General features: G+C 66.6%; 23 protein-coding genes. 13 read left to right on the forward strand and 10 right to left on the reverse strand.

What is annotated here, in order from left to right; all coding sequences use genetic code 11:
- Window positions 1-15 precede the first annotated feature (15 nt).
- Window positions 16-2,253 (reverse strand): PAS domain S-box protein, encoded by a 2,238-nt coding sequence (locus CIW48_RS19030; protein WP_149312158.1) that lies wholly within the window; start codon window positions 2,251-2,253, stop codon window positions 16-18.
- A 33-nt stretch (window positions 2,254-2,286) separates the two neighbouring features.
- Window positions 2,287-3,078, reverse strand: coding sequence for a Crp/Fnr family transcriptional regulator (locus CIW48_RS19035; protein ID WP_149312159.1), 792 nt, complete (start codon window positions 3,076-3,078; stop codon window positions 2,287-2,289).
- 217 nt (window positions 3,079-3,295) lie between these two features.
- Between CIW48_RS19035 and CIW48_RS19040 the strand changes: the two genes are divergently transcribed.
- Window positions 3,296-3,571, forward strand: coding sequence for a hypothetical protein (locus CIW48_RS19040; RefSeq protein WP_149312160.1), 276 nt, complete (start codon window positions 3,296-3,298; stop codon window positions 3,569-3,571).
- Between the two features lie 149 nt (window positions 3,572-3,720).
- On the opposite strand, the gene CIW48_RS19045 is transcribed toward CIW48_RS19040, so the two are convergent.
- The 5 genes from CIW48_RS19045 to CIW48_RS19075 all read right to left on the reverse strand — a co-directional run bounded on the left by CIW48_RS19045 (window position 3,721) and on the right by CIW48_RS19075 (window position 9,453).
- Window positions 3,721-4,998 carry a cation:proton antiporter gene (locus tag CIW48_RS19045; protein ID WP_149312161.1) on the reverse strand — a complete coding sequence of 426 codons (1,278 nt, stop codon included), beginning with the start codon at window positions 4,996-4,998 and terminating at the stop codon, window positions 3,721-3,723.
- 145 nt (window positions 4,999-5,143) lie between these two features.
- A complete protein-coding gene (locus CIW48_RS19050; RefSeq protein WP_149312162.1) occupies window positions 5,144-6,004 on the reverse strand; it encodes a transglutaminase family protein in 861 nt (286 codons plus the stop codon).
- Between the two features lie 651 nt (window positions 6,005-6,655).
- A complete protein-coding gene (locus tag CIW48_RS19060; RefSeq protein WP_149312163.1) occupies window positions 6,656-7,012 on the reverse strand; it encodes a hypothetical protein in 357 nt (118 codons plus the stop codon).
- A 492-nt stretch (window positions 7,013-7,504) separates the two neighbouring features.
- On the reverse strand, window positions 7,505-8,476 hold the full coding sequence (locus CIW48_RS19070; RefSeq protein ID WP_149312165.1) for an alpha/beta hydrolase: 972 nt from the start codon (window positions 8,474-8,476) through the stop codon (window positions 7,505-7,507).
- A gap of 575 nt (window positions 8,477-9,051) precedes the next feature.
- Window positions 9,052-9,453: a hypothetical protein gene (locus CIW48_RS19075; protein WP_149312166.1), complete on the reverse strand. Its 402-nt coding sequence runs from the start codon at window positions 9,451-9,453 to the stop codon at window positions 9,052-9,054.
- A 1,337-nt stretch (window positions 9,454-10,790) separates the two neighbouring features.
- On the opposite strand from CIW48_RS19075, the gene CIW48_RS19080 reads away from it, so the two are divergent.
- The 10 genes from CIW48_RS19080 to CIW48_RS19125 all read left to right on the forward strand — a co-directional run bounded on the left by CIW48_RS19080 (window position 10,791) and on the right by CIW48_RS19125 (window position 15,469).
- Complete coding sequence (locus CIW48_RS19080) at window positions 10,791-11,000, forward strand: cold-shock protein (protein WP_149312167.1); 210 nt, start codon at window positions 10,791-10,793, stop codon at window positions 10,998-11,000.
- Window positions 11,001-11,105: 105 nt separating this feature from the next.
- Window positions 11,106-11,468 carry a DUF6481 family protein gene (locus CIW48_RS19085; protein WP_149312168.1) on the forward strand — a complete coding sequence of 121 codons (363 nt, stop codon included), beginning with the start codon at window positions 11,106-11,108 and terminating at the stop codon, window positions 11,466-11,468.
- Between the two features lie 42 nt (window positions 11,469-11,510).
- Complete coding sequence (locus CIW48_RS19090) at window positions 11,511-11,708, forward strand: hypothetical protein (protein ID WP_091776590.1); 198 nt, start codon at window positions 11,511-11,513, stop codon at window positions 11,706-11,708.
- A gap of 698 nt (window positions 11,709-12,406) precedes the next feature.
- Window positions 12,407-12,652, forward strand: coding sequence for a hypothetical protein (locus CIW48_RS19100; protein WP_149312183.1), 246 nt, complete (start codon window positions 12,407-12,409; stop codon window positions 12,650-12,652).
- Between the two features lie 45 nt (window positions 12,653-12,697).
- Window positions 12,698-12,934, forward strand: a complete 237-nt coding sequence (locus tag CIW48_RS19105; RefSeq protein WP_149312169.1) for an arginine N-succinyltransferase — start codon at window positions 12,698-12,700, stop codon at window positions 12,932-12,934.
- A 191-nt stretch (window positions 12,935-13,125) separates the two neighbouring features.
- Window positions 13,126-13,344 (forward strand): hypothetical protein, encoded by a 219-nt coding sequence (locus CIW48_RS19110; RefSeq protein WP_149312170.1) that lies wholly within the window; start codon window positions 13,126-13,128, stop codon window positions 13,342-13,344.
- A gap of 247 nt (window positions 13,345-13,591) precedes the next feature.
- The gene (locus CIW48_RS33330) at window positions 13,592-13,747 is read left to right on the forward strand and encodes a hypothetical protein (RefSeq protein WP_173009312.1); all 156 of its coding nucleotides are present in this window, start codon (window positions 13,592-13,594) and stop codon (window positions 13,745-13,747) included.
- Window positions 13,748-14,233: 486 nt separating this feature from the next.
- The gene (locus tag CIW48_RS34085; RefSeq protein ID WP_246695322.1) at window positions 14,234-14,419 is read left to right on the forward strand and encodes a hypothetical protein; all 186 of its coding nucleotides are present in this window, start codon (window positions 14,234-14,236) and stop codon (window positions 14,417-14,419) included.
- A 300-nt stretch (window positions 14,420-14,719) separates the two neighbouring features.
- Window positions 14,720-15,088, forward strand: a complete 369-nt coding sequence (locus CIW48_RS19120; protein ID WP_149312171.1) for a hypothetical protein — start codon at window positions 14,720-14,722, stop codon at window positions 15,086-15,088.
- Between the two features lie 138 nt (window positions 15,089-15,226).
- The gene (locus CIW48_RS19125; RefSeq protein WP_149312172.1) at window positions 15,227-15,469 is read left to right on the forward strand and encodes a DUF6522 family protein; all 243 of its coding nucleotides are present in this window, start codon (window positions 15,227-15,229) and stop codon (window positions 15,467-15,469) included.
- A 351-nt stretch (window positions 15,470-15,820) separates the two neighbouring features.
- Here CIW48_RS19125 and CIW48_RS19130 read toward each other — a convergent pair whose 3' ends face one another.
- The 3 genes from CIW48_RS19130 to CIW48_RS19135 form a co-directional block, all read right to left on the reverse strand.
- Window positions 15,821-16,030, reverse strand: coding sequence for a hypothetical protein (locus tag CIW48_RS19130; protein ID WP_246695323.1), 210 nt, complete (start codon window positions 16,028-16,030; stop codon window positions 15,821-15,823).
- 66 nt (window positions 16,031-16,096) lie between these two features.
- Window positions 16,097-16,228: a hypothetical protein gene (locus CIW48_RS34560; protein WP_280141026.1), complete on the reverse strand. Its 132-nt coding sequence runs from the start codon at window positions 16,226-16,228 to the stop codon at window positions 16,097-16,099.
- Between the two features lie 43 nt (window positions 16,229-16,271).
- Window positions 16,272-16,547, reverse strand: coding sequence for a hypothetical protein (locus tag CIW48_RS19135; RefSeq protein WP_149312174.1), 276 nt, complete (start codon window positions 16,545-16,547; stop codon window positions 16,272-16,274).
- A gap of 1,367 nt (window positions 16,548-17,914) precedes the next feature.
- On the opposite strand from CIW48_RS19135, the gene groES reads away from it, so the two are divergent.
- Together groES and CIW48_RS19145 are read left to right on the forward strand one after the other, a co-directional pair.
- Window positions 17,915-18,202 (forward strand): co-chaperone GroES, encoded by a 288-nt coding sequence (groES, locus tag CIW48_RS19140; RefSeq protein WP_149312175.1) that lies wholly within the window; start codon window positions 17,915-17,917, stop codon window positions 18,200-18,202.
- A gap of 99 nt (window positions 18,203-18,301) precedes the next feature.
- A partial coding sequence (locus CIW48_RS19145; protein ID WP_281407362.1) for a TCP-1/cpn60 chaperonin family protein occupies window positions 18,302-18,922 on the forward strand: 621 nt, incomplete at its 3' end.

The following is an 18,922-nucleotide window of genomic DNA, read 5'->3' on the forward strand; positions in this document are numbered from 1 at the left end:
GCGGCCGGTCCTGAGCTACGCGGCGGCGGCCTCGCGCGGCTCCTGCATCGAGGCGAGCGGCGCCTCCAGCCGGCAGACCAAGCCAGTCGGCGCATAGGTCAGCCTCACCTCGCCGGCGACCTCGGCCGCGAAACTGCGCTCGATCAGCCGCGAGCCGAACCCGCGACGCGTAGGTTGGCTCAGGATCGGGGGGCCGCCCTGCTCGGTCCAGGTCAGACAGAACCGGGGCTGCTCGCCCTGGTGAACGACATGCCAGCACAGGTCGATCGCGCCGCCCGCGTTCGAGAGCGCCCCGTACTTGGCGGCGTTCGTGGCGAGCTCGTGCAGCGCGAGGGCGAGGGACAGGGCCGGCTTGGCGCCGAGCAGCACGTCGGGTCCGTTGACCCGGATCCGGGATGCATCCGTCTGCCGGTGAACGCCGAGGGCGCCGTCAATCACGTCGGCAATCGGCGCGGCGGTCCAACTCGCCTGGGTCAGGATGTCGTGGGCGCGCCCAAGCGAGATCAGCCGCGCGGCGAAGGCCTCGCGTGCCTCGTCCAAATCCGTGGCGCCGCGCAGCGTCTGGCTGGCAATCGCCTGAACCAGCGCCAGCGTGTTCTTGACCCGGTGCTGCAACTCGGCTGTGAGCAGGCGCTGGTGTTCCTCGGCGCGCTTGCGCTCGGTGATGTCGAGCATGGCGCCGATCATGCGCACCGCCTTGGCGGCCTCGTCGCGCAGCACGTAGCCGCGGTCGAGGATGGCCGCATAGGTGTCGTCCGCCCTCAGGAAGCGGTACTCGTCGGTCCAGTGGTCGGTGCCACCGTCGATGACCGCGTGGATGCTGGTCTTGATGCGTTCGCGGTCGTCCGGATGGATGCGCGAGGTCCACCAGGCGCCGCTCGGCCCGACCGCGCCGGCCGCATAGCCGAACAGCGTTTGCACCGCCTCATTCCAGCGGATGTGGTCTGTCTGCAGGTTCCAGTCCCAGATCGCATCGTTGGTGGCACGGGCCGCCAGCCGGTAACGCTCCTCAGTCTCCCGGAGCATCTGCTCGGCGCGCCGGCTCTCCGTGATGTCGCGGACCGTGCCGATGAAGCGCGCGGCCCGTCCCTTGGCGAAGAAGGCCTGCCCCTTGGCCGAGATCCAGCGCTCCACGCCATCCGTCAGCCCGACCGTGCGATAGACGACGTCGTAGGCGCCACCGCCGGCCGGATCGAGGGTGGCCTGGATCGTCTTGTCGACCCAATCCCGGTCGTCGGGATGCAAGCCGGCCAGAAAGACCTCGTAGCTGATGGGTGCGTCCGGCGGCAGTCCGAACAGGGCACGCACGCGCGCATCCCAGCCGAGGTCGCCCGTGATCAGGTCGTAGTCGAAGATGCCGATGTCGGTCGCCGCGACCGCCAAGTGCAGCTGGTCCTGCACCTTATGCAGGGCGGCGTCGTCGGCCCGCTGCTGGGTGCGGTCGCGCAGGATCTTGAGAAAGCCCTGCGTCGCGCCGCGCTCGTCTTTCAGCGGCATCATCTCGCCGTTGGCCCAGAACCGCTCTCCGTTCTTGCGCATATGCCAGCGCTCGTCGGGGGCACTCCCGTCTCGAAGCGCCAGCGTCATCTCCGTCTCGGGTCGATGAGCCTCCCGGTCCTCGGGCGTGAAGACAACACGGGCGGGGCCGCCCAGGACCTCATCCTCGCGCCAGCCCAGGATTCGCTCGGCGCCGGTGTTCCAGCGCGTCACGTGCCCGGTCCGGTCGGTGGTGATGATGGCGTAGTCGGTCGCGCTGGCGAGGATGCGTTCGTGCAGGCGCTTCTGGTCCCGATATCGCTGCCCGACCTGACGGAGTTCCAGAAGCGTCACGATCTGGCGGGCAAGGCCGCTCAGGCACTCCTCCTGCGCGGGGGTCAGACCCTCCGGTCGCGGGGCGGGGTCCAGCAGACAGAGGCTGCCCAGAACGTCGCCCTTCGCGGTCTTGAGCGGCACGGCGGCGTAGAAGCGCGCGCCGACGTCGGAGCCCGCCAGCGGGCCTCCGCGATGCACTTCGTCCTGGCGCAGGTCCGGCACGACGAGCAGCCGTTCGGGGACAGGAGCCTCCATGCATACGATCGACGGCCAGAGAAGCCCCGTCACCGGGTCGCCGTACGAGGCGTGCACCTGCGGGCGCCCGGCCTCGTGCAGGCAGATGACGGCGTGCGCCGTCCGGCACAGCTCGGCGGCCAGGCGCACGGCATCATCGAAGCTCTGCTTCGGTACGTTGTTGAGAGGATCGTCAGACCAGGGCACGGCTATCGGACTTTCAGTCGGAATGCCTCTCGTTCAGACGGCTTCGCACAGCGGGTTCTTGTCGGCCGGCATGGGACGCAGCGACACGAGTGTGCCGCCGGAATTGTAGACCGCCCCCAGCACGGCCTCGAAGTGCCGCTTGACCGCGCCGTGGCACTCGCAGGCCGCCGCCTCCACGGCTGGGCGGCTCACGATGATGATGCGGCCGCGCCGGACCTGGATCAGGCCCTGCTGCTGCAAGGTCCGAAGCGCGCGCGACAGGTAGGAACGCTGCACGCCGAGGAGCTCGGCCAGCACCTCGTGGGTGATCGGCAGGACGTTGCTGGCCAGCCGGTCCTGCAGGCTCAGGAGCCAGCGCGCGCAGCGTGCCTCGATCGTGTGGCTGGCGTTGCAGGCCACCGACTGCAGCACCTGGGCCAGGAGGCAGTCGGAGTAGCGCGTGATCAGGTTGCGCAGGCCTGGCGACGTCTGCTTGATCTGCTGAAGCACCGTCGCCTCGATGCGCAGCACGGAACCGGGGACCTGCACGACGGCACGGCTGAACGCCGGCAGCGAGCCCTGGCTGACCACGCCCCCGATCGCGCCCTCATGACCGACCGTGGCGGTCTCGACAGCGCGTCCGTCGCGCAGCCCGATAACGAGTGCGGCGACGCATTGGCCCAGCGGGAAGGAGATATAGCCGACGTCTTCTCCGGCCTCGAACAGCGCCTCGCCGCGGTCGTATCTCTTCAGCTCCAGGTGCGGTTTGACGAGTGCCTGATCAGGCAGCCGCAGGGCGCTGAGGAGCAGATTGCCGCTGAGCAGAGCGTCGATGGAGAGAGGCATGTGGATAGCGGCGGCGCGGGCCTGATCGGCTTCCCCTCAACCGTTATCGCAACGCTTGCCCGCTTGTCTGGTCACAAGTGCTCATATTCACGAAAGGGTGGCGTGTTTCATTGGGTTGGCCAATTGGCGCCGATGCGCGACCTGACCCATGCAACCTTCGGCGGCTGAAGGCCTTTTAGGTTCGAACCCGCTTACGTCCCAGAGCCCGCGCAGTCAGATGCCCCGCTACTTCCTAGACTTTCAGGACGGCTCGGTCTGGCTGGAGGATGAGGAGGGTCAGGATTACGACTCCCTGCTCGCCGCCCGCGACGCGGCCATCGCGGCGTTGCCGGATGTCGGCCGGGAGGGACCTCCGAGCGACGGCAAGCGCAGCTTCGTGGCCTTCGTCCGCGATGAGCAGGGCACCGAGCGCTGCATCGTACGGCTCAACCTGGACGCGGAGTGTCATCCGGAGGCATTGGGCCGGCGCACCGAAAAGGGCCACGACGCCTGACGCCTGCCCGGACGTAGGCCCCCGACCGACCGCGTTCCCGCCAACCCACACCGATGCGCCGTCGCAAGCACGGCGGCTTGCAGCTCCTGAACCCTCGTGTTCCTACGTGTTCTTGACGGAGACGGCGCGATACCGTGGCGGCGACTTCGTCATGGCGAAGTCAGCACCAGGCCGAGTTGCGAATTCTCCGTCTCCCGGCCCATCCGGCGGTCGACCAAACGCAGCGTCGGCGTGACCGTGACGCCATGCATGAGGATCGAGATCAGAACCGTCAGACCAGCCGTGGCCCAGAGAAGGTCCGCGCGCTCGAACGTGGCATGCCCGCAGGCATAAGCGAGATAGTAGACGGTCCCGAGCCCCCGGATGCCGAAGAAACTCACGACCGCGCGCTCTTCCGGCGCCCGGGCGCTGCCCAGCATGCCGACCCACCCGCTGAGGGGACGAACAACCAGAAGTGCGATCAGGGCAAACGTGACGACTTGCCAGGTGAGAGCCTGGAGCAGGCCTCCGCCGACGAGCACGGCGCCGAAGCCGACGAGCAGCACCATCATCAGGAGGCGTTCCAGCTCCTCGGCGTAGTCGTGCATCTTGCGATGATAGGCGTGCCCCCGGCTCGAGGAGCGGAGCGCCAGGGCTGCGGCGAACACGCCGATGAAGCCGTAGCCGTCGACCGCCTGGACGATACCGTAGGCAAGGCATGTCACGCCCAGGGCAACGAAGCCGTCGCCGGTCCGGGAGAGCTTCGATAGGTTCGGGAGGTGAAAGGTCAGCCAGCCGAGCACCCGGCCGATGACCGCCCCGAGCACGGCACCCACGGCGATCTTCCAGAGGACGTCGACCGCCAGCCAGTGCGACCAGGACAGGCCGGCCAGGCCACCGCCTCCGGCGAGCGCGATGGCCAGGTTCACGAACGGGAAGGCGAGGCCGTCGTTGAGCCCGGCCTCGGAGGTCAGGGCGAAGCGCGGCTCGTCCTCGTGGTCCTCGGCCGGATGGCCGACCTGGACGTCGGACGCGAGCACAGGATCCGTGGGCGCCAGGGATGAACCCAGCAGCAGCGCCGCGGCGACCCCGAGTCCGAGCAGGGTCGAGGCCAAGGCCGTCAAGGCCAGGATCGTCAGCGGCATCGCGATGCCGAGCAACCGCCACGTCACGGCCCAGCGTTTCCAGCCGATGAGCCGGTCGATCTTCAGGCCCGCGCCCATCAACGCGATGACGACGACGGCCTCGGTGGCGTGCTCGATAAGCTTCAGGTGCAGGCCCGGATGGGGCGTGAGGTCGGCCACAGCCGGGATGGCGGAGAGAGCGGCGCCGATGCCGACGCAGCAGATGGGCAGGGACAGGGGGAGCGCCCGGAGCACCATCGGCAGCCATGCCGTCAGAAGCACCAGGACACCGAACCCGGCGACGACGAGGACATAGGTTTCCATTGGAAGGTGAACTGTGCCCAGGCCCGGCGCGTTCCTGGTGTCGGCGCGTCCGCGACGGTCGGTCCGCAGGGCCTTCCGGATTGAAACGAGGGTTTGGCTGCGAAAACCGCGACCTGCCAGCCGGCGTCTCGGGCCCGGGCACAGGTCAGTCAGCGACCTGAACGGCGACAGACATGTCGCGGAAGGCCTCGGCCGGCCCGACGAAACTACCCGTCACCGGCATGGCTTGGCGGATGTCGCGCGCCACGGCGACCGGTATCAGGTTCGCACTGCCCACGCTGCGGTTGGTCGGATCGAAGGTAACCCAGCCGGCGCCCGGGAGGTAGACCTCGGCCCAGGCGTGGGTGGATCCGGCATCCGCCGATCCGAGCAGGCTGCGCGTGGGGTCATAGAGATAGCCCGACACGATCCGTGCGCCGAAACCGAGACTCCGGACCGCCTCGACGAAGAGCGTGGCGAGATCCCGGCAGGAGCCCAGGCCCGACGACAAGGTTTGCTCCGGCGTCTGCGTGCCCTCGTCTTCCCGAGCCCGATAGGTAATGCCGCCGCCCACCCCGGCATTGATGTCCTTGAGGAGCGACAGAGTGTCGGTCGGGCAGCCCGCCACGAACCCCTGGGCCCAGTGCTGCAGATGCCCTCCGTCGGGGCATTGTCGCATCGTCAGCGCTCCGAGGTCCGTCCAGTCGTCATCGGCGTACCGGAAGGGAAACGCGATGGCCGCGGCGGCGATGTCGAAGACCGGATAGGCAGCCGCGGACAGTTCGACGTGAACCTGGCTGTCGATGATGAGGCTGTCGGACGGCGATGCGAAGCTGGCCGTCGCGACGGCGTTCCCGGCAACGTCGTAAGCCCAGGTCACAGTTGCGTCCGGCGTCACCCTGACGTTGTTCGAGATCAGCCTCAGGTCCCGCGCTTCCCGCGGCCGCAGCATCAGGCGGTGCGGCCCCAGCCCGACCGGCTGCCTGTAGCGATACGTCGTCCGGTGATGGATGCGGAGATCGACCAAGGTGCGCTCCTCAAGGGCTGTCCGGTCCGGCTCATCCGCGAAGGGCGTCAGGGTCGGCGCGCTCGGCGGCGCTTCGCGTAGGACAGGACGAAGCGTATCATCTCCGGGCGGCATCGGGGCCGGTCGGGTCGGTGTGCGGGACGGACGGATGGCCGCCGACCCAGGCATGGCCGGCGCCGTGCAGAAGCCAGTGTTCCGATGACCAGAGGCTGGTCGCTTCGGTCAAATCAATCGCGTGCCCTTCGGCCCCCTGAGCGTTCCTCGACGGTGGCGACGGTCAGGTGTCCCTCCGTCTGCGGCTGGGCAAGGGCCTGGCCGCCGTTGACCGGCGAGACGGTCGTGTCCCTGTCGCTGTGAAAGACGATGGTCGGCACCGGGTGCGCGGCCTGTCATGGTCGGAGCAGGGCGCCCCGGGCATCGTGGAAGGCGCACGAGATCGAGCCGGAGGAACCGCAGGCCGATCCGGAGTGGATGCCGACGGTTGCGTCGAGGTCCGGTTACATCACCGCTGCGGCCGCACTCCCTGAGAACAGGCCGGCGACGGAGACGCGCGACGGCTCGACGTCCAACACGGCCATAATCTCCCGGCTCGGATGTGCCGGTTCATCGCTTTGCTCTCGCGGAGGCTCTGCCGGCGGCGATCGGGTCGGGCTACGGCAACGCGCCGATCATGCCCTTAACCTCGCTCATGGTGTTCTCGCACGCCCTCTTGTCGCCGCGCCTGTCCTCGTCGACGGCACGGACGATGAGGATCCTGGCGTTCGCCACGCCATCGGCCGTCGAGACCAGGGCGGGGTCGCTCGGGGCATCGCGGCGGGCGGCCTGCACGCCCCGAAGCGATCCGGTTCGCAGGGTGTGACCCGCCTGCAGTCCCGTCACCTGAACGGCGCCGGCGCTATCGAGACGCCGTTCGATCGTGCCGATCTGCTCGGCGCAGGACGATGCCAGGGCCGGCAACGGCGCGAGGGCGGCGGCAAGGATCGTGATGGTGGCCGGGATGGAGCGCATCGGGGTTCAGACTTTCTGCGGGGCGGCAGCATCCAGAACCCGCTCGGCGAGCATGTAACCCGATGCCGTCCCTCACCGGTCGATGCGAGGGTAGCGCTGGGACAACCCGCGCATCATCGTCTTGTTGCATCGCAACATGGAGCGCCGGGCAGGTGTGCGTTCGGAGGCGTATCCGGCCACGGATCCGGACTTGTCTGGCAGATCCGAGACGCCGCGCGAAGGGGTCAGTGTGGGGTCGGGATGGAAGAGCGGCCTGGCGCGTCGGGGTCTCATCGCGGCGCGAATCCGTGGCACCGCAGGCTGTCGCGCGGCGTCTGCGGGCCGACCTGCCCGAGCGTCTCATGGTCGTCGAGGCACCCCGGGAGGCGGACGTCGGGGACGTGGCTGTTCAGGCGATGGACATGATGCAGACTGACTTTGCCGGTGACCCAGAGCAGCACGCGCTGCAGGACGTCGTACGCGCTGCCGCCCAGGTCTGGGCGCCGGAACTCCTCAGGCCGCCGCGGCACGCGCGCGCTCCGCGGCAAGCTCCACGGCTGCGACGACCTGATCGGGCGCGAGGTGATGGATCATGTGACCTAGGCCGGGAACCACGGTGAGCGTGCTGCCGGACACCTCGCCATGCAGCCGCCGCGATTGACGACCGACATCGGCGATCTGATCGGCGCCGCCGGCGATGATCGCGACGGGGAGGTTTAGTTCACGGTAGTGCCGCTGAAGCTCGACCGTGACGGGCGTCATCAGCGCCGCGTCCTCTGCGGACGCGCGAAGTTGCAGCGGCCGCAGCATCATGTCCGTAGGAAACTCCCGATCGAAGCGCGCGGGGATGGCGGCCGGGGCGAACATGCCCTTGATCATCGCCGGAAGGAGAGCGCGGCCAACAACCGGGGAGAGGGTGTGGCGCAGGACGTCGCCGAGGATCGGGATCGCGCTCGGCGACGCGAGAACCACGTCGGCCCGCAGGGTCGGGTAGTAGTAGCCCGACGCCAGAACGAGGCTGCGGACGAGCCGGGGGGCCTGCAGGGCGAGGGCGATGGCGACCAGCGTGCCCCAGGAGTGCCCGAGCACCACGGCCTGCGTGACGCCGAGTTGCTGCAGGGCCTTCTGGTAGAGCGTCGCGTGGGCTCGCGGCGTCCAGACACCGCGCGGTCGATCGCTGTAGCCGTAGCCGGGCCGGTCGAGGATGATCACGCGGAAGCGCCGGGCAAGATCGTCGACGATGCCGCTGCTCAGGAAATCCTGGATCATGGTGCCGTTGCCGTGGATGAGCACCAGTGTCTCGCCGCGCCCGCGCTCGACGTAGTGCAGGCGCACGCCATCCACGGTCAGGAAAGCGCCGATCGGCGGCGTCCGTCGCTCGGCCTGCTTCGCCCGGGAGGCGGCATAGAGCGCGGACGCTCCCAGCGCTGCCGCGGAGCCGAGCAGGGCCGAAAGCAGCCACGCTTTTCTTGGACGGCCGGTCATGGGATTGATCCTGTTCATTGAGAATGGGCGCGCAGTGCGGGTGCGGACCGACGGAAAGTGCCTCTCCCGCTATCGGGACGAGGCGCCCTCAAGCCGTTTCGGACTCGGCGCTGCGAGGTTTGAGGGTGACGCGGGTATGATGACGCCGGTACGGCGCGTGGTCTGCGCCACCGTCCGGCAGGCCGGGGAGCCTGGGTCCGGGCGCCGGCTCCGATCGGACCCGCCTGACCCGACCGCAGGGCTTGGCATGCCCGCTGGAGCGACGATCCGGTTTGATACAGAGTCAGGCCGTTTGCGGCGTCTATCGCGCATCCTGCCAACGCGCCGTGATCTCACGAAGAGCCGCGTCGCCATTCGCCTCCGAAGCGCCCTCCGAGCCGAATGACCGAACCGATTGGCGCACGATCACATCGTCCCGCGTGATCGCCCAGTCGAACCGGCCCGGCTCCTTAGGAGATGCTTTGACCTGCAGCTTATGAGGGTTCGGCTTGAAGATTATCATGTGACCTATTCAATGCTCCGATAAGCAGAATGTTTCGAGCTGGCAGCTGCCGAGATCTTTTAGTTTCTCGCGGTCACGCTGACGGTACCTGATCGGTTTCGGACGCGGAGGCGGACAGATGCTTCCATGCTTCAACGCCCGTCGCCGTGCTCTCCAACTGCGAGGCCAGGTATTGCAGCGCAGCGGTGCAACGGGCGCCCTCGCGGCGGACATCCGCATCCTGAGCTTGCTCGTCGCTTGCCGCGGCAATCGCGTCTGCAGCAAGTGTCAGCCGTTCGGCAACACGTCTCATTGATTGCGGCCCGGTGAAGCTTGTCCGCGCATCGGAGGCGACGGCTTGAACCAGACTTCCGAGATCGGGCTCCAAAACCATCTCCCAATGCTGCGCATAGTTCGAAGCCATCATCTGGCACTTGGTGAACCAGCTGAACTCCAAGCCCGTAAGTCTGGGTTGAACCATCACGCCCTCCTTCATGGACAGACCGCATTCACGCGCAGGTGGCCAAGCGGCGGCCACCGTCCGCCGTCGCTGCTTGAGCGTTGGTGGGTCAGCTCACCGCCTACTCGCGTAGTCCCATCGGCCGGTGGCGCACGGACGGTTCGTCGTACCCAGTGCCTTCCTCGGCATCCGGCATGCCGGCAGCTAAGCGCTTCACCGGCTTGCCGAGGTCAGCACGTAAGAGGGGCTGGGCCCGTCCGGTGACACATGCGCGAGTCGCGGCGCGCACGCGCCCCCGCTGACAACGGAACGATGCGGCATCTTCCAGTAGATGGTGCGGCGAAAGTTTTTTACCAGGTCCGATAAATATAAATATGGTAATTTATCGAAAATGGAATATCGTTTTCGCGAAAGCGCGAAACTTACGACGGTCGGCACAAAATCCTAGTTTCGGCTTGTCTGCTGCTTGAGCAGAGGCCACCATAGGGGGCGAGATTTATTATGCTTGATCGAAAGCGTTTTGGCCGCAAGATATCAATCCCATCGACTATGGAAATCAGGCGCGATCTCCTGGAAATGGCGCATGCGGACACGGTCGTGGAGTCCTTCAAGGGCCGTGGGGTTACCAGGGAAGAATTCGCGACGATGATGTCGGGCTTGGTCGCCGATAATCTGCTCTCTCTCAATCGGGCTCGGATGTTGACCCTTCGCTTCGAGCGCGCAGGGTCCGAGACCGCAGGTGACCACATCGCTCGATGACCTGAGCTCAAAGGCAGCGAAGCGGCCCGGAGGTGCTTGCCACGCTCGGCTCTGTCGGCAAACGTGCGCGCAACAGCTTGGCTAACCGTGACTCGTTCACAGGTTTGGCCGTCAGACCAGCAACGCTTCCTCGGTCGGACACGGGACAGATGTCAGCCTTGCATTCTTCCGGACCTCCGGCCGCAACGGGCTGAGCATCAGGAACTCCGACGCATGATCGGCACGCGCGCCGACATCAAGCCGGCTGAATGCCTTCATCGCCCGTTAGACGCCACCGCGCGCAGCTAGTGCCGGCGGCGATCGAGCAGCCGAATCCACGATGCGGCGGAAGCCGACCCGGTGCCGCTCTCGATTGCTCGCCAAGATCCCTGAAGCGAAATTGGGGGCAAATAATCCGCGGATAGCTTGGCGTAAAATGCGTGTTTATCTTTTGTGGTTGTGATTGTCGCGCCGATAGCGTACAGATGATCCATCGAATTTTGGCCAGACATTCGGCCGCATCGCCTCAACAGGGCGAGCGCTCTGCATTTCTCCCATTCTCGAAGATCAGCGACCGGGCGCGTGGCAATCATGCGCCCGACACTTTTATTTGCCTAAACTGATATGGAATACCTATGACCATCGGCACCGTTAAATGGTTCAACGACACCAAGGGCTTCGGCTTCATCCAGCCGGATGACGGCGGCAAGGACGTGTTCGTCCACATCTCGGCCGTCGAGCGCGCCGGAATGCAGGGCCTGAACGAAGGCCAGAAGGTCTCCTACGAGATGGAGACCGACCGGCGTACCGGCAAGCAGTCGGCCGGCAGCCTTCAGGCCTCTTAAGCCTCGCTCATCTGCCTCAGACGAGTTTCGGAGCCGTTCCCTCGGGAGCGGCTTCATCTGCTTCTCGCAACCGCGGCTGTGCCGTGGTGCGCATAGGGAATATACGTGGGCCAATTCAGAACCAATCAGCTCGTTGATCGCCTCGACGCGATCGCCAAGGCGCGACAGGTGACACTCGCCCGGTTCCGGGCACGTCCTGCCGCGGATGATCCGGTTGTCCTCGCACGGGAGGCGGCACGGTGCGCCGTCGTTCAGGCGCGCGACGTCCGAGCGACCGAGCGGGACGCGGCTCGTCTCGCCGCCGAGGCCGAGCGCGCGGTTGAGGCCCAGGCCGCAATGGCGCATGCCGCGGCCGAACTCGTCCGCGGAGCTGCCGAGAAGGCGGAGCGGCAGGCGAACCTCGCGGCCGAACAGAAAGCCACGCGCGACGCGCGTTTCGCTGCCCGCAAGGCGCGAGCCCGCCGGTAGGTCGGGCTCTCCGACGCGCACCCGTATCCTGGAGGACGCCCCATGTCTCACAAGTTCAAGATCGGCCAGCACGTCCGGCAGCTGGGGCTCAGCTATGCCGGCAATAAGAGCATCGTCGATGGCCTCTTCGAGGTGGTTCGCCTGACACCGGACGACCGTTCCGGCGAGCCGACCTACCGGATCAGGTCCGCGGGCGGCGAGCGTGCCGTGCGGGAGGGCGAACTCACACTCGCCTCCTGAACGGTTTCGACCGGTCGGGGCTGCGGGGTCGACGCCGGTATCCTGGAGCCAGAGCTGTTCCCGATCACGTGGAGCTTGTCGACGACGGGGCGCTCGCGTGGTGTGGGGTTGGGTTCATCCTCTCCTCGCCCTCATCCTGAGGTGCCGAAGCGAAGCGGAGGCGTCCAAGGAGGTCTCCAGCCCGCCGCGCGATCCCTGGAGTCCTCCTTCGAGGCCCGCTGACGCGGGCACCTCAGGATGGGGGGTGGACAGGGAAATTGCCCGGTCGTCGCGGCTCTCAAGCGCCCCGCTCCCGGAGCGTGTCGCAACTCGGACGGCCGCGGCTCTAGTATCGGCGGGGGCTCGCCCGGATGGTCGGACACGGCTGTCTAACGTTCGAATCTCAGGACGCTCCGGCCTGCCCCGTCCCGCTTCGAGACTGGATAGCCTGTCGGCTGGCTTCGACGCTGCGGCGGACTTCGGCGTGAAGGCCTGGAGTCGCGGGTTCCGAGCCCACTGCTCCGACGGCCTGTTCCGCGGTTCGATGCAGGCGTCGTCGGCTTGGTGGACGCGCCTCGGCATTCGCGTCGAGTAACGACCTCGCGGATCTTCATGCGGGCCAGATCAACGCGAAGGACTGGTCTGCTTTTCTGGACCGGATCGTTTTGCGGCACGGTACGTTTGACAAGAGCTGCATGTCCTGCGGCGCGGAGTCGACCGTGTACAATCCATTCTTCTCGTCGCTGATGCTGATGATCGAGTCACAGCGGGTCATCGAACTGAGGCTGGCCCGCTTGGCCTGGGGCGGTCCCGAAGGCGTTTCGGAAGCACAGTCGATGGTCGTGGAGAAGGTCAACGCCGCGGCTGAAGCCCTGACGACGCTGATGCTCGGCGGCTCGCCCGAGGCGGTCATCGCGCGCTACCGCGAACATGTCGCTGCGAATACCGAGCGGTTGAGGCTGTAGAACCCCGTGACAATCAACACCAATGCCCATTCGCCGGACGCGGCGATGATCGAGCCCAATCAGACGGCTTTCATCCTCAAGGTGACGCGGCCCGATGAAGCGGAACTGTCCGGGCAACTGGTCATCTTCTACGCTGCGATCACCTCCTCCGAGGAGGAAGCGCTCGCCATCGTGCGCCGCGCCGTCAAGGCGGATGCCGCTGTCGAGCCGACGGGCGTCCGCCTGTCTCAGCAGACGGCCAGTGCCCTCGTCCTGGAAGCGGGCCTCGCACGGGCCCTCTGACACGCGGCGGCAAAACCGGGTTCGGTGACGGGGCTCGGCACGGCGATGACACCGCGCGAGAGGGGCTGCCGGATCGGGCGACGACTTACCCTCGGGGCCCATCCACGATCGGGGCCGATTCCATGGTCGAGCTGGACCTTCAAAAGGTGCGAGGCGTTGTGCCGACAGGCGACGAGCTGAGGACGTCTGCTATGGACATCGAACGCTTAGCGGAGACCGAGAGCACGCTCTCCATCACAGACCGCCTGTGGCGCGCCGAGATGCGGAAGGCCTTCGGGCCGGATGGGGTTCTGCTCCACGGCTTCGGTGCGGAGCGTCAGGGTGCGCCCGGCACGCGGCTGCGCACGGCCTTCGAGGCGAGACGAAGCGCGATCGCAGCGTGGCGGCACGTACGGCGTCCGGCGGCTTGAGCCGATCGCATGGAAGGCCCATCGTTCGCAGCCTGTGCGCGGTACGCGTCGTCCTTCCGCCGGATCAGCCCCATCATCGGAAGCGCGCCGTCGACAACCGCCCCCAGCCCGCCCGGCATGAGCCGGTGGCGTCCAGCACCCCGCCGTCCGATCTAAGAAATGGCGGTGGCACTATGGTTTGAGAAGGCGCATAGCCACGTATCCCTCCGCGCAATCCCGTGCCCTGGGCGACGAAGCGGAGGCCGAGATGGCTCGCGAATTCACGACCGGCAAAGCGCAGGCAGTGACGCCCGAAGACTTCAACGAGCGGGTGAAACGACTCCTGGCCAACAAGCCTGAGCTGCTCAAGGCCGAACCGAAGACCCGAAACTTCAGGACCGGCAGGCCCCCGCAGAAGTCTTGAGGTCGCGTTCCGGCCGGCGATCGCTGGATCGCGGGCGTCAACCCGTCCCGGTCTGATCGTGCCCGGGGCCCGCTCGGTCGCGGGGCGATGGCGGTGAAAAGCCTCGCGCCGGGATGCCGCCGCTCCGGGTGGGGAGCGGCGCCCCAAAACGGCAGCGACGGGACAGCGGGGTCGGGCTCATCGCAAGAAAAACACGCCTCTGCTGCGGCAGACGAGAGGTGGCACCGAGACCTCCTGCAGCCTCCGTCCAGGATCGATCCTGCGGCGCCTGGACGCTGTGTTGTCGTGTTCTGGAGGTCCAAGGCCCTCGACAAGCCCGCGGGCATCCTGTGCCGGCACAACACCGGAACGGGACGCGGGATCTATCCCGAGCGGCCGGACGCCTGAGCCCGGTGGCATTGCCTGTGGCGAAGGATCGGCGCGCTGCCGGACGCGCTTCGGCCTGATCGATCCGGCGTGGTGTTCTCGCCAGATAGCCGATCTCCTGTGGCCGATGAGCCGGATTCAGCCTGCATTGTCGGTCGCGCCGTGCACGACGTCAAAGACTTCGACCGACCGCATGCGATCGAGGTCTTCGCCATGTTCGTTCGCGAGGGTTCCTTGCCGGTGTGGAAGGCATCCGAACGCGGTGCGATTCTGGTGCATCCAGGCCCGCAGACCGCGCCGTCGTGACCGCCGGCGGCGCGGTATCGCGGGATCGTCAAGCTCCGTGAGGCGAGGCGTCGTCGCCTGTTCGACAGGCCCGATGCTGGCCTCCGGCCGACGCGGGCTGCTCCCGTCGCGATGCCTCCGCTGACCGCTGCGGGGCTGGGCCGTGACGCGGCCAGCCAGACTCCGTTTCACTGATGTCCCGCGCAGAAGGACAAACCGGCGCAGGCTGACCGCATGACATCGCGAAGCCCGCAGGGGCCAATAGATTGTGCTATGGAAACCGTGAGGGTGCGTCCGTCGCGACCCGATCAGGAGATTTCGATGCCCGTCATTCGGTGGCTGATCTCCAAAACGATCCAGTTTTTCCTGGGCAGCGCGCAGGAGCGCAGGTCCGATGCGACCGCAAAGAGAAAGGAAGCGGGGACGTTCGAGGGCGCGTCTGCAAGCAAGGATCGGAACTTCGAGGAAAACTACGCCGCGGCTGCACGGCTCCTCAGAACCCGGATCGATCAGGAGTTTCCGGATGCCTACTATGCGCGGCTCAGCTCCGGCCGGAACAGCTCGTGCGATTACGGACAGGATCGTGCCCTCGCCATCGACACCATGTCGATCGCCATAGCCATGGCGCTGCGGAACGGTGCCACCGTTCAACAGGCCGCCACGGCGGGGGCAGCCAGCATCGGCATCTGACCGAGACGCGGGAGCGCCGGGCTCCGCCGGACGGCTCAGCCGCATCCGCGCTCGACGCGGACGGAAGGACGAGAAGGAAGGGTGCTATGGTCGGCCTCAGCCCCGCAAGCTGCTGCCGAGCTGATGGAGACCTGCTCCGTGAAGCTCGCATTAGGCCGCATGGGTGATTGGCTTGTCGATCCCCGCGAATTGGCTCCTCGACTCGGTGTGAGCACCGCAGATCTGAAGCGCATGGACCGGCAGGGACGGCTCGATGCCCGCGTCGCGTCCAGTGATGGCGACGGCATCTGTCTGACCCGCGTGACCGTCCGGCTGCATGACAGGGGCTGGCGCGGTATCTTCGACGAGAGCGGCGCGCTCGTCAGCGAAGAGATGTGGTGAGCCCGTCAGGACCGCCAGTCGCCCGAGGCGGCCACGGTGCGGCTTCCAAGAGGTCCGTCCCGCTGCGGACGTCACCCCTTCGTCGATCCTGTCATCTCACGGGTCCGCTCAACCATCGCGAGCAGCACCGCGCGGGCGCCTGCTACTGCCGCGAGCACGCGCCCGCGTCATCATCGTGCCCGAGTTCGGCGAGCAGCCCGTCGATTGCCTTCTCCTGTCGTTCCGCGCAGTTCGCATGCAGGATAAACCGAAGCAGGAGCTCCTGGGCGGCGATGCCGTCACGCTCTGCTCAGCTGACGAGCGCTCGAAGCTCGCCTAGGCACGCCTCCTGTCCAGACATGCTGGGGTCCATCAATGACCGCGCGGGAGCGGCGTCCTGGGCATCAGGCCCTCGACGCGCAGCTTCAATCGGGTGGTCCGGATCGCCTCCACGGTCCGCCACGGAACATGCTTCGCTATGCCCTCGGTTTCGAGCTCCGTGAGCTGATCAATCAGCTCTCCCTGCTCCTGAAGGCCAGGGCGCTGCGACATGCGGACGATCATCCCGATCAGCTTTCGCATCACCGGGCACATCCGCGGGCGAACGGGCTCTATCATACCGAGCAGCCACGGTGATCGGACATCGCCTCAGCCTCGACCGCTGGTCTTCATGGCAGCCGCGACAGTACCCTTGTTCGAGGGCGCCGCGGCGTTAGTCTTGGGCACGGGCTTCTTCGGCTTCTTGGTCTCTCGGTTCCCGCGCTTCTTGTCCGTCGCCATGGTCTTGCTCCTGGATATGCTGCGAGGCCGGCCGGAGACGTCTTCACCGTCCGATCGTGGGCCGGTCCGCAGGCTGGATCGCGATCGCGATCGCACTCCTGACCGAACCGAAGACAGCGACGAGGCGGTTGCTGGCCCAGAGCTCGGTGCGATGGCCGTCGATCAACCGTGCCGCCTGCCGCCTGGCATCACCGTCGTCGCGGGCGGTGATGATGCAGGACCTGAGCACGCCGCCGCCCTGAGCGAACCGATGCACCTGATAGGCTCGGCGCGCGTGCCGCGAGCGGGTCTTGGTGGAGAACGCGATGATGTCCGCCATGCGCGCCTGTCCGTTGCAGGCGGGGGCATGGACCCTCAGCCACCGGAGCCTGGATTAACCGATCCGGTGATCTCTGCACTCTGCGCCCTCGCGGCCGACAAAGATAGCCCTGACGGCGACAGGCCCAAACGCGGTCTGCCGCAGACCCCGAACACGCGCCCGCTTGACTGGATCGGCGCCTCGACCGGCCGGCACGCCATCCGGGCGCGGTCCAAGGGCTGCGGGCGGCCGCGCGAGGGGCCGCCCGCAGAAGCTGACCTGCTGCAGCGGGCGCTGCGCGGCGATGCGGGGGGCGTCCTGGGGAATCGAGCCGCGGGCGCACAGTCTCCAACGGCACGCGGGCCGGAAATCGGGCTGCGGATCGTCCAGAACGCTGTGTCTGGCATTCACGGATCCTGAGTGCTCTCAATCGTATTGGAGAGCCGGAAGCCGCAGCGAACGTCTGATTTCCGACCGAACAGGTGACCGCCTCTCGAATGGGTGCATGTCGCTGGCATCCGATCACCTCGGTTCTACCTGGCATTCATCACCGGCCGATTGATGCGGGCGTCGGTGGCCGGAAGAGCCGTGCGCTTCCGCTTGCGACGGGAGACGACGGCGATGCTCCAAGCTTCGGACCGGCACGCCACGACCATGCTCATTCGGAAGCTGGAGAGTATCTTGGTGCGAACTGACGCCGTCGCAAATGTTGAAAAAGAAGCGCGGCACGGGGCCCTCCGCCGTGGATTGTGGGAGCTGCAAGCTCTCAGCTGCGGGCATGCCGCAATGAGCCCGTAATACCGTTAACGATTGCATGAAGCGGCAAACGATGCCCTATAATACATCATCGTCCCACGAAGTGATCGGCATGCCGCACCAGTTCCCTCGGCCGCATTGATACTGTGCGATGCAGTCTTTCAACTGGCGGATTTTCAAGGGAACTGGTGAGTCCGGCCCGTGTCGGTCCGCTCGGCGGGCACGCGAATTCATGGGCGGCATAGCCGACACAGGAGTGAAAACTAGCTCTTGAGAGGTTTCGCGATGTAGTCCGAAGGCCATCGCGGCCGCCACGTCTGACGCGTCAGACGTGGCGCTAAGCTGGTGGGCTACGCTCCGCGTTTGAACGTCTGGCTTCAGCGATTCGGGCATTGCCCATGTGATAGACGACGGAAGCAGGCTCGATGCTGCCGGGTCCAAACCGCAGCGGCAGCGGGGAGGCATTGCGCCGGCCCCATGCGGCAGGCCTCGTTCACCGCATTAGCACTTCCACACGTCGAGTGCTAAGGATGCGTCGATCGGGACGCGAAGCTCGACTTCGCTGCCCAATCTCCCGCGACAGCGCCTGCCATGTCGGTTGGATCTCGCTTGGGAGAGATCAGGAAATCACGATGCAATTCCGTCCGCTGCACGACCGCGTGGTGCTCCGTCGCATCGAGGGCGAGGAAAAGACCAAGGGCGGCATCATCATCCCCGATACGGTCAAGGAGAAGCCGCAGGAGGGCGAGGTCGTCGCCGTGGGACCAGGTGCACGGGACGAGGCCGGCAAGATCAATGCGCTCGACGTGAAAGCCGGCGACCGCGTCTTGTTTGGCAAGTGGTCCGGCACTGAGGTCAAGATCGACGGTCAGGACCTTCTGATCATGAAGGAATCCGACATCCTGGGCATCGTCGCCTAGCTCGGATCAGGCCGCAACGGCGTTGATCCTCGACCTGCCCTTTGAGGCGCCCGCTGTGGCGTGCCTCGGGTCCAGACGACAGATGATGAGCTCTCCATTATGTCCGCCAAAGACGTTCGCTTTTCGGTCGATGCCCGCGAGAAGATGCTGCGCGGTGTCGAACTGCTCGCCAGTGCGGTGAAGGTGACGCTAGGTCCGAAGGGCCGCAACGTCGTGATCGAGAAGAGCTTCGGCGCCCCGCGCATCACCAAGGACGGTGTGACGGTCGCCAAGGAGATCGAGCTCGTCGACAAGTTCGAGAACATGGGCGCCCAGATGGTGCGCGAAGTGGCCTCGAAGTCGAGCGACACCGCCGGTGACGGCACCACCACCGCGACCGTGCTGGCGGCCTCCATCGTGCGCGAGGGCGTGAAGTACGTCGCCGCCGGCATGAACCCGATGGACCTGAAGCGCGGCATCGATCTGGCGGTAGCCACGGTCGTGAAGGATATCGCGGGCCGCTCGCGGAAGGTCGCTTCGTCCGAGGAAATCGCCCAGGTCGGCACGATCTCCGCCAACGGCGACAAGGAGATCGGCGAGATGATCGCCCACGCCATGCAGAAGGTGGGCAACGAGGGCGTCATCACGGTCGAGGAGGCCAAGACGGCCGAGACCGAGCTCGACGTCGTCGAGGGCATGCAGTTCGACCGCGGCTACCTCTCCCCGTACTTCATCACGAAT

This window comes from Methylobacterium sp. P1-11 (genome assembly GCF_008329595.1).
In the GTDB taxonomy this organism is placed as follows: Bacteria; Pseudomonadota; Alphaproteobacteria; order Rhizobiales; family Beijerinckiaceae; genus Methylobacterium.